Here is a 10,851-nt window from a genome sequence, read left to right as displayed (position 1 = left end):
CTTTTGACATGGTACCTCAATATAACTATATTGGACCTCATGACCGATACGCTCGAAATCGCCCAGGGCATGTTCAAGATCTATCACCAGGTGAGCCGCCTGGTGAATGAATGCATGATGGACGAAGGCGTGTCGCTTGCACGCAGCAAGTTCCTCTTCCTTTTGTCCTGCGAAGGCCCGCAGCGCTCGACCGACATCGCCGCAGCACTCGGCTTCGCGCCGCGGACGGTCACCGAAGCGATCGACGGGCTGGAGCGCGACAAGCTGGTCGTGCGCGAGCCGGATCCGAAGGACCGCCGCGCCAAGATCGTATCGATCACGGAGACAGGGCTTGCGGTCATGAACGCGGCCATGGAGCCCAAGCACAAGATCGTCAAGGCGATCTTCGAGGTGCTGGACGAGGAGCAGAAGGCGCAACTCGCCGAGATTCTCGAATGCCTCAGCGCGCAGACGCTGGAGCTCCAGCGGGCGCGGGACGAGGCCGAAGAGGTCCCGGGCCGCCAGGCGAACTGATCCCGCCAGACCGCGGCTGTCGCCAGCCGGAGCTTTTCATCCACTCCTTCCGTCACCCCGGACTTGATCCGGGGCCTAGCTGCGTCGCGTCTGCGGCGCCGGAAATGCTTTATCGCGCAAGGACTTGCGCGGGCTGGATACCGGCTCGGGGCCGGTATGACGGGAGTGCTGGTAGCGGCCCATCCGAGGACATGGACGCCGAGACAAGCCCGTGTCAAAAAGCCGAAAAGGCCGGGAGCGGTGCCCCCGGCCTCTTTCATTTCGCGTCCGGCCGATCACATGGCGTTGACGGGGCCGATGCTGAAGAACAGGGTCTCGCCGGAGGAGTCGTCGACGCCGTCATTGTCGGTCACGACATAGCCGTTGCCGGCGGCGTCGATGGTGAAGCCTTCGACCTTGTCGACGACGTAGCCGTTCAGCGCCTTCAGGTCGGGGATGAGGTCGCGGACCTCTTCCTTCTTCACCGTCGGCAGCGTTTCGCCGAGCTTGCCCGGCTTCAGGTCAGCGAGCGCGACGCGGTAGAGCTTCTTCAGCTTCGCGTCCTTGCCGAGAAGATTGTCGCGCTCGATGATGTAGGCGTAGTCGCCGTTGACGGTGATCTCCGACAGGCCGACCCAGCCGGCCTCAGCCTTTTCCAGCGGATAGCGGACGGCACCCCATTCCTCGGTCGAAGGCTTGTAGGAGACGAGCTTGACGAAGCCCTTCTCGTCGTCCTTCCACTCGCGCTGGACGGCCATCCACAGCACCGTGTCGTCGCCCTCGCCGACCGTGGTGATGCCCTCGAAGCCGAAGCGGATCTCGTGGGCGCGCAGTTCGGCCGGGATCGCGATCTCCTTCTTGATCTCGCCCTTCTTGTTCACATGCAGAATCGCATGGGAATAGAGCTTGTCGGAATTGCCCTCGGAAGCGAGCCAGAAACCGCCCTCCCCGTCATTGGCGATGCCTTCGATATCGAGCTTCTGCGCCGGAGCGCCGTCGCGGGTGATGCCGAGCTTTTCGGTGATCAGGGCCGGCTTCTGGGTGGCGTCGATCGTGAAGATCGCCGGATCCGATGAATAGACCGAGTCGCTGACGGCAAAGAGCTTGCCGGGTTCGTCCTTCGCCGCGGCGAGGCCGGAGAGCGCGCCGAAGCCGACCGGCAGGCCGTCCTTGTCGGCGGACTTGATCTGCGGATAGGCGGCCGTGCCTTCGGCCCGCTCGTAGATCATGACGTGCGAACGCGCCAGGTTGTCCTCGACGAGATCGGTCTCGTTCGCGGTCACCAGCAGGTTGCGGGACGGGATCGCGACGGCGCCCTCCGGGCCGATGCCCGACGGGAGGAGCTGCAGCAGTTCCGGCTCGGCGCCGGTGTCCTTGTAGACGCCGACGATCGATGCGCGCTCGGCGAGCACGAAGAAGAGGTTGTCTTCGCCGAAGGTCGCAGCCTCGAGGCCTTCCGGCTCGACGCCCTTGGAGTTGCGCTTGTCGGGGTAGTGGCCGATCGAGGCGATCGCGTATTCGAGCGACGGGCCGCTCTCGTGGACGACCTTGCCGGTCGTGTCGAAGATGGTGAAGCCGCGGCTGCCGCCTTCCCAGTCGCCCTCGTTGGCCACGACCAGCCGGTCGTCGCCCAGCCACTTCACGGCGTCGGGCTCCCGCTTCTGGCCTTCCTTCTTGCCGGTGAAGGCAATCTTGCCGTCCCGCTTGGTGTCGATCTTGTCCAGGTCGACGGCGCCGGCGGAGAAGTGCGACTTCACCGTGCCGGTCTTGCCGTCGAGGATGACGATGTAGTTGTTTTCCTGCAGCGTCAGCGCGATCTCGTCATTGCCGTTGAAGGAGACGAATTCCGGTTCCGGATCGTCGCCGGCGATATCGGCAAGCCCCGTCAGCGCGACGTGCTTGACGCTCGCGCAGTCCGGCGCGCCGTCCTTGAGCGAGACGAGCACCAGGTCGCCCGCCGGCATCTGCGGGATCGCGCCGTCGTTCACCTCTTCGTCGCGTTCGTTCTCGATCGCAATGGCGGCGATCGTCCTGTCCTTGTTGAGCGCGATCGAATCCGGCTGACCGCCGAGGTCGCAGGTCGTCTCGATCGCCTTCGTGGCGATGTCGACGACCGCGAGGAAGCCCGACGGCTTGACGTAACTCTCGCTGGTGTTGACGGCGACGAGCGCCTTGCCGCCGGCGACGCCGACCGAGGTCGGCTCGCCTTCGAAGGCGACGGTGCCGGCCGCCTTCGGCGCCTTCGCATCGGTGATGTCGATGAAGCCGATCGCCTTCAGCGGGCTGTCGGAATAGACGAGCGTGTTGCCGTCCTCGGTCGCCGCGATGATCTCGGAGGACGTCGGCGTCTTCGGATCGGTACCATCAGGCATGTTGTCGGCGACGGCAAAGGAAGCAATGCGATTGAAGACGGGCTCGGCCTGTGCCGCGGTCGCGACCGAGGCGGCCAGCACGGCTGCGAGGCCGGCAATGATGGAACGGGATTTCATCTGATCCTCCGGAGTGTGCGTCAAGGAATGCCGGGGTTTGTGGTCCCCGCCCGTTACAAGGCGATGACGATCAGATGACAGATTGACGACAGTCCACGGCAACGAAAAAGGGCCCGGAAAACCGGGCCCTTCCGTCGGCACGAAGCCGAAATGATCGCTGGAGGATCAGCCGTTGACGGCGTCCTTCAGGCCCTTGCCGGCCGAGAACTTCGGCACGTTGCGGGCCGGAATGTCGATCTCTGCGCCGGTCGAAAGGTTGCGGCCCTTCGATGCTTCGCGGCGGGAGACGGAGAAATTGCCGAAACCGACGAGGCGGACGTCGCCACCGCTCTTCAGTTCGCCCTGGATCGTCTCGAATACAGCATCGACAGCCGATGCGGCATCCGTCTTCGACAGGCCGGACTTCTCAGCGACTGCGGAGACGAGTTCGTTCTTGTTCATGTTTCCACCCCTTTCAATACGGTTCGAAACGACTCATGTACAAGTCGAGGGCAGAATACGCATCGACCCTTCCGCCGCAACCGGATTTCGTCCGTAAATGCTGATATTCCGGGCTTTTCACAGGCTTTTTCGACAGAAAAGAGGCCGGCATTGCTGCCGGCCTCCCGAAACTCCCCTCTATGGGGAGAATTTCTTCCTAGCTGTCGACCGTCAATGGGCCACCGCGGAACCCGCTTCGTCGGTCGATTCGACCGCGACCGGCTTCGTCTCGGCCGCCGCCGCATCCCATTCGATCGGCTCGGGCGTGCGGACGAGCGCATGCCGGATCACCTCGCCCATACGCGAGACCGGGATGATCTCCATGCTGTTCTTCACGTTGTCCGGAATGTCGGCCAGGTCCTTGGCGTTCTCTTCCGGGATCAGCACCTTCTTGATGCCGCCGCGAAGGGCCGCGAGCAGCTTTTCCTTCAGGCCGCCGATCGGCAGCACGCGGCCGCGCAGCGTCACCTCGCCCGTCATCGCCACATCCTTCGAGACCGGGATGCCGGTCATGATGGAGACGATGGCGGTCGCCATGGCGATACCGGCCGACGGACCGTCCTTCGGCGTCGCGCCTTCCGGCACGTGCACGTGGATGTCGGTCTTGTCGAAGCGCGGCGGCTCGATGCCGAAATCGATGGCGCGCGAGCGGACATAGGAGGCCGCCGCCGAGATCGATTCCTTCATGACGTCCTTCAGGTTGCCCGTGACCGTCATGCGGCCCTTGCCGCCCGGCAGGCTCACGCCCTCGATCGTCAAGAGTTCGCCGCCGACCTCGGTCCAGGCCAGACCCGTGACCACGCCGACCTGATCGTCGCGTTCGGCTTCGCCGTGGCGGAAGCGCGGAACGCCCAGGAAGTCGTGGATGTTGTCCGCCGTCACCTCGACCTTGGTCGTCTTGCCCTTGATGATCTCGGTGACCGCCTTGCGGGCGAGCTTCATCAGTTCGCGCTCGAAGTTACGGACACCAGCCTCGCGGGTGTACTGCTGGATCACCGCCATCAGCGCGCCGTCGGTCACGGAGAATTCCTTCTCCTGCAGCGCATGATCGCGGATCGCCTTGGGCAGCAGGTGACGCTTGGCGATCTCCCGCTTCTCGTCCTCGGTATAGCCGGCGATGCGGATCACCTCCATGCGGTCCATCAGGGGTGCCGGGATGTTCAGCGTGTTCGCCGTCGTCACGAACATCACGTTCGACAGGTCGTATTCGACCTCGAGGTAATGGTCCATGAAGGTCGAGTTCTGTTCCGGATCGAGCACCTCGAGCAGGGCCGAGGACGGATCGCCGCGGAAGTCCATGCCCATCTTGTCGATCTCGTCGAGCAGGAAGAGCGGGTTGGACTTCTTCGCCTTCTTCATCGACTGGATGACCTTGCCGGGCATCGAGCCGATATAGGTGCGGCGGTGACCGCGGATCTCGGCCTCGTCGCGCACGCCGCCAAGCGCCATGCGGACATATTCACGGCCCGTGGCCTTGGCGATCGACTTCGCAAGCGAGGTCTTGCCGACGCCGGGAGGACCGACGAGGCACAGGATCGGACCCTTGATCTTGGTGGACCGGGCCTGCACGGCGAGATACTCGACGATGCGCTCCTTGACCTTGTCCAGGCCGAAATGATCCTCGTCGAGGATCTTCTCGGCGTTGTTGAGGTCGGTCTTGATCTTCGACTTCTTGTTCCACGGAATACCGGTCAGCCAGTCGAGATAGTTGCGCACGACGGTGGCTTCCGCCGACATCGGGCTCATCTGGCGCAGCTTCTTCAGCTCGGCGTCCGCCTTCTCGCGGGCCTCCTTGGAGAGCTTGGCCTTGGCGATCTTCTCTTCCAGTTCGGCCATCTCGTCGCGGCCGTCCTCGCCGTCACCGAGTTCCTTCTGGATCGCCTTCATCTGTTCGTTCAGGTAGTACTCGCGCTGGGTCTTCTCCATCTGGCGCTTGACGCGCGAGCGGATGCGCTTTTCGACCTGCAGGACCGAGATCTCGCCTTCCATGAAGCCGAGCGCCTTTTCAAGGCGCAGCTTGACGCTGGTCGTCTCCAGCATCTCCTGCTTCTCGACGATCTTGATCGACAGGTGCGAGGCGACGGTGTCGGCCAGCTTCGAGTAGTCCTCGATCTGGCTTGCGGCACCGACGACTTCCGGGGAGATCTTCTTGTTCAGCTTGACGTAGTTCTCGAACTCGGAGACCACGGAGCGCGACAGGGCCTCGATCTCGACCGGATCCTCTTCGGGCTCCGGCAGCACATGCGCCATCGCCTCGTAGAAGTCCTCGCGGCCGGTATATTCCTCGATCTCCGCGCGGGCGCGGCCTTCGACCAGCACCTTGACGGTGCCGTCGGGCAGCTTCAGCAGTTGCAGCACGTTTGCGACCGTGCCGACCTTGTAGATCGCATCGGGTTCCGGATCGTCGTCGCCGGCATTGATCTGGGTGGCAAGCATGATCTGCTTGTCCGTGCCCATCACTTCCTCGAGCGCGCGAATGGACTTCTCGCGGCCGACGAACAGCGGCACGATCATGTGCGGGAACACCACTATGTCGCGCAGCGGCAGAACCGGGAAGGCCAGGTTCTCTTGCGCGCCAGACGTTTTCTTCGTCATGTCATGTCCTTTCCAACTTCCCGTTGCCGGGAGCTGATGCCGGAGCGCCCTGTTGCGCCGAGCCGGCTAACTTTCTTCCACCCTCAAGTGGATTTCAATCGACCACTTTTCAACCCCGCGCACCCCGGGGCCCCTGTCGCCCGGTGACGCCGGGCGCCTCATGCAAGGGAAGCCACACTAGGCCCGCCCCTGTCGCGAAGCTTGCCTGTCGCGCACCCCGTGCGCCGGGCATTCCTCAGTAAAGTCCTGAAATCCCGTTCGATTCCCGGCGCCCGGTACCACCGTCCGGGACACCGCCCACGGGCTGCCTGCATTCCTGTGCCGAGAAAGATCGCGCCAGCCGAGCGGCAGGCGCAGCCATGCCATGCGATATTGCCGCATCCTCCCTGCTGCCGGGCCGTCTGCCCGCCTGCCGAAGCCGGAGCCGGCAGACCGGACCTGCGGCGAGAGGACCCGCCCCTGGCGGATCCCCGGTAAGCGAAATCCCGATCAGGCCGAAACGTTCGCCTTTTCCTCGGAACGGTCGGAGTAGATGTAGAGCGGGCGGGCGGAACCCTTGACCACCTCGTCGGAGATGACGACCTCGCGCACGCCTTCCAGCGTCGGCAGCTCGAACATGGTGTCGAGCAGGATCTTCTCCATGATCGAGCGCAGGCCGCGCGCGCCGGTCTTGCGGATGATGGCGCGGCGGGCGATCTCGCGCAGCGCGTCCTCGTGGAAGGTCAGTTCCACGTCTTCCATTTCGAACAGGCGCTGGTACTGCTTGACGAGTGCGTTCTTCGGCTCCGACAGGATCTGGATCAGCGCGTCCTCGTCGAGGTCCTCGAGCGTCGCAAGAACCGGCAGACGGCCGATGAACTCCGGGATCAGGCCGAACTTGACGAGATCCTCCGGCTCCAGCTCGCGCAGCACCTCGCCGACGCGGCGGTCTTCCGGGGCGCGGACCATGGCGCCGAAGCCGATCGAGGTCTTCTCGCCGCGGGCGGAGATGATCTTGTCGAGGCCGGCAAACGCGCCGCCGCAGATGAACAGGATGTTGGTCGTGTCCACCTGCAGGAATTCCTGCTGCGGATGCTTGCGGCCGCCCTGCGGCGGAACCGAGGCGACCGTGCCTTCCATGATCTTCAGCAGTGCCTGCTGCACGCCCTCACCCGACACGTCGCGGGTGATCGACGGGTTGTCGGACTTGCGCGAGATCTTGTCGACCTCGTCGATATAGACGATGCCGCGCTGGGCGCGCTCGACATTGTAGTCGGCTGCCTGCAGGAGCTTCAGGATGATGTTCTCGACGTCCTCGCCGACATAGCCGGCTTCGGTCAGCGTCGTCGCATCGGCCATGGTGAAGGGAACGTCGATGATGCGGGCGAGCGTCTGGGCAAGGTAGGTCTTGCCGCAGCCGGTCGGGCCGACCAGCATGATGTTGGACTTCGCCAGTTCGACGTCGGAGCCCTTGGCGGCATGCGCCAGGCGCTTGTAGTGGTTGTGCACCGCGACGGAGAGGATGCGCTTGGCCTGCTGCTGGCCGATCACATATTCGTCGAGGACCTTGATGATGTCCTGGGGCGTGGGGACGCCGTCGCGGGACTTCACCATCGAGGTCTTGTTCTCCTCGCGGATGATGTCCATGCACAGTTCGACGCATTCATCGCAGATGAACACCGTCGGTCCGGCAATCAGCTTGCGGACTTCGTGCTGGCTCTTGCCGCAGAATGAACAATAGAGAGTGTTCTTCGAGTCGCCGCCGTTGCTGCCGCTGACCTTGCTCATATCACTTTCCTTCCGGCACTTCGCACAAACGAAACGTCTGCGCGGACCACTCAACCCGCCCCGCGGTCCGGCTCTTATGCCGGCCCATCCGGGCCCTTCGGGGTACTGACCGGTCGAGACGATCGACCGGTGGCAACGAAACCCCCACCCTACCGTCCGCCGCATCACGATATGTGACCACGGCGTGACGGCCATTATTAACGTCTTTGGCGCGCGGATAAAGCCCTTGGACCATTACAAATGCGTCATTGCAGATCCGACCCACGCCCAATCCCCCGCAATCAGTCGGCCTGCGCGCCCTCGACGGCCTCGCGCGTGGTGATGACCTTGTCGACGAGACCCCAGTCGAGCGCTTCGTCCGCGCTCATGAAATGGTCGCGATCCAGCGTCTGCTCGACTTCCTCGTAGGTGCGGCCGCAGTGCTTGACGTAGACCTCGTTGAGGCGGCGCTTCATCTTGATGATGTCCCTGGCGTGGCGCTCGATGTCGGAGGCCTGGCCCTGGAAGCCGCCGGAGGGCTGGTGCACCATGATGCGCGAGTTCGGCGTGGCGAAGCGCATGTCCTTGTGGCCGGCAGCGAGCAGCAGCGAGCCCATCGAGGCCGCCTGGCCGATGCAGAGCGTCGACACGGCCGGCTTGATGAACTGCATGGTGTCGTAGATCGCCATGCCGGACGTGACGACGCCGCCCGGGGAATTGATGTAGAGCGCGATCTCCTTCTTCGGGTTTTCGGCCTCGAGGAAGAGGAGCTGCGCGCAGACGAGGGTCGCCATGCTGTCTTCCACCGGCCCGGTGAGGAAGATGATGCGTTCCTTCAGCAGGCGGGAAAAGATGTCGTAGGAGCGCTCGCCGCGGTTGGTCTGCTCGACAACCATGGGCACGAGGCCCAGCGCGGTATCAACGGGATTTCTCATATCAACCCTTTTCAATGTGCCCGAAACCTTTGCGAAGCGCCGGGAATCAACAGTTCTTCATAGTCCCTACATAGAGTGTCCCGGTGCCCTACTTCAAGACGCGCAGGAACTTTGGGTCCGGTCAATGGCAGATTGGGGTTAACCGGCGAAACCCTTTGGCCGATATCCACAGCGCAATGGGCCCGGAGCGTAAAGGAAGCCTGCCTTCCGCCGCTTCGCCGCTCGCAACCTGATGCCCCTGTCCCGGGTGCTGTCGATTGCCACGCGGGTCGCACGGAGCCATAGTATTGCGGCCATTTCGAGGGGGATTCCATGCCGAGGAAGCTTTTCGCCTACGCCGTCGCCGCACTCGCGTTTGTTGCCGCTCCCGCCACATCGCAGCAGGCCTCGGATGCGACCGCACCGGAGGCTGCGACGCAGGCCCCGACCCAGGCGACGACGGCCAGGCTCGTCACGGCGAAATCCTACATGGTCGCCGCCGCCAATCCGATCGCAGCCGCTACCGGCGCGGAGATCCTGAAGCAGGGCGGCAGCGCCATCGACGCGGCTGTCGCCGTCCAGACGGTGCTCGGCCTCGTCGAGCCGCAATCCTCCGGCCTCGGCGGCGGCGCGTTCCTGGTCTATTACGACGCCGGCCGCAAGCGGCTCGTGACACTCGACGGCCGCGAAACCGCGCCGCAGCGGGCGACGCCGAAGCTCTTCCTCGACAAGGACGGCCAGCCGATGGAGTTCATGGACGCGGTCGTCGGCGGGCGCTCCGTGGGCACGCCCGGCACGGTGCGGCTGCTGCAGGAGGCCCACAACCGCTACGGCCGGATGGACTGGAGGCGCCTGTTCGAGCCGGCGGCGGCCCTTGCGGAGGCCGGTTTCGCGGTCTCCCCGCGCCTCGCAGCCCTGATCGCCGAAGAGGGCGACGGGCTGAAGACGTTCGAGGCCACGCGGGAGTATTTCTTCGACGCCGCCGGAGCGCCGCTGAAGGCCGGCGCCATCCTGAAGAACCCCGCCTATGCCGCCACGCTGCGCGCGATCGCGGACGGCGGCGCGAACGCCTTCTATTCCGGCCCGATCGCCGAGGCGATCGTCGATACCGTGCGGATGGCGCCGGGCAATCCCGGCGTGCTGGTGCTGAACGACCTTGCCGGCTATCGCGTGCGTACGCGCGAACCGGTCTGCATCGCCTATCGCGCCTTCGACGTCTGCGGCATGGGACCACCGTCGTCCGGCGCCGTCGCCGTCGGCCAGACGCTCGGCATGATCGAGAACTTCGACATCAAGGGCCTCGGCCGCGACAATCCGCAGAGCTGGCGCATCATCGGCGACGCGCAGCGGCTCGCCTTTGCCGATCGCGGCCGCTATCTCGCCGATACCGATTTCGTGCCGGCCCCGATCAAGGGCCTGCTTCAGAAGGACTATCTCGGCAAGCGTGCGGCCCTGCTCGACGGCGACAGGGCGCTGGCCGGCGACGCGGTGAAGGCGGGCGAGCCGGAATGGGACCACGCGCTCCTGTTCGGCCGCGACACGGCGCTGGAATTGCCCTCCACCAGCCACTTCGTCATCGTCGACCGCGATGGCAACGTCGTGTCGATGACGACGACGATCGAGAACGGTTTCGGCTCGCGGCTGATGACGGGCGGCTTCCTGCTCAACAACGAACTGACCGACTTCTCCTTCACCACCCACGACAACGGCGTGCCGGTCGCAAACCGGGTCGAGCCGGGCAAGCGGCCGCGCTCGTCGATGGCGCCGACGATCGTGATGAAGGACGGCAGGCCGCTGCTTGCGATCGGCTCTCCCGGCGGCAGCCAGATCATCGGCTATGTCACCCAGGCGCTCATCGCCTATATCGACTGGGGCATGGACGTCAGCCAGATTGTCGCAATGCCGCACCTGCTCAACCGCTTCGGCCCCTTCGAGATCGAGGCCGGAACGGATGCGGAAAAGCTGGCCGGGCCGCTTCAGGCGCTCGGCTATGAGGTGAAGACCGGCGACATGAGCTCCGGCCTGCACGCGATCGAGATCACCGCGGACGGCCTGAAGGGCAGCGCCGACCCGCGGCGCGAGGGCGTGGCCGTGGGCGAATAGCGGGAGACGCCGTCCCGCCGGTCGCCGCTCTC

General features: G+C 64.6%; 7 protein-coding genes. 2 read left to right on the top strand and 5 right to left on the bottom strand.

The genetic code is table 11. The features are described from left to right. The first annotated feature begins 39 nt into the window (after nt 1-39). Nucleotides 40-513 carry a MarR family winged helix-turn-helix transcriptional regulator gene (locus LQK81_RS04450; protein WP_230803764.1) on the top strand — a complete coding sequence of 158 codons (474 nt, stop codon included), beginning with the start codon at nt 40-42 and terminating at the stop codon, nt 511-513. A 275-nt stretch (nt 514-788) separates the two neighbouring features. On the opposite strand, the gene LQK81_RS04445 is transcribed toward LQK81_RS04450, so the two are convergent. From LQK81_RS04445 to LQK81_RS04425, 5 genes are all read right to left on the bottom strand, one after another. Continuing rightward, nucleotides 789-2,981, bottom strand: coding sequence for an esterase-like activity of phytase family protein (locus LQK81_RS04445; protein WP_230803762.1), 2,193 nt, complete (start codon nt 2,979-2,981; stop codon nt 789-791). Nucleotides 2,982-3,146: 165 nt separating this feature from the next. After that, nucleotides 3,147-3,422: a DNA-binding protein HupB gene (gene hupB / locus LQK81_RS04440; RefSeq protein WP_097138904.1), complete on the bottom strand. Its 276-nt coding sequence runs from the start codon at nt 3,420-3,422 to the stop codon at nt 3,147-3,149. Nucleotides 3,423-3,632: 210 nt separating this feature from the next. Next, nucleotides 3,633-6,056: an endopeptidase La gene (gene lon, locus LQK81_RS04435; RefSeq protein ID WP_230803750.1), complete on the bottom strand. Its 2,424-nt coding sequence runs from the start codon at nt 6,054-6,056 to the stop codon at nt 3,633-3,635. 489 nt (nt 6,057-6,545) lie between these two features. After that, entirely contained in the window at nt 6,546-7,823 is a 1,278-nt protein-coding gene (gene clpX / locus LQK81_RS04430) for an ATP-dependent Clp protease ATP-binding subunit ClpX (RefSeq protein WP_112599613.1), read from the bottom strand. A gap of 281 nt (nt 7,824-8,104) precedes the next feature. Then, the gene (locus tag LQK81_RS04425; RefSeq protein ID WP_230803748.1) at nt 8,105-8,737 is read right to left on the bottom strand and encodes an ATP-dependent Clp protease proteolytic subunit; all 633 of its coding nucleotides are present in this window, start codon (nt 8,735-8,737) and stop codon (nt 8,105-8,107) included. Between the two features lie 312 nt (nt 8,738-9,049). Between LQK81_RS04425 and ggt the strand changes: the two genes are divergently transcribed. Continuing rightward, nucleotides 9,050-10,819, top strand: a complete 1,770-nt coding sequence (gene ggt / locus LQK81_RS04420; RefSeq protein ID WP_230803745.1) for a gamma-glutamyltransferase — start codon at nt 9,050-9,052, stop codon at nt 10,817-10,819. Nucleotides 10,820-10,851: the final 32 nt, after the last annotated feature.

Source organism: Rhizobium sp. GN54 (assembly GCF_021026345.1).
GTDB lineage: Bacteria > Pseudomonadota > Alphaproteobacteria > Rhizobiales > Rhizobiaceae > Mycoplana.
The sequence above is the reverse complement of the archived record's forward strand: the minus strand, read 5'-3'. Positions and strand labels throughout refer to the sequence as shown.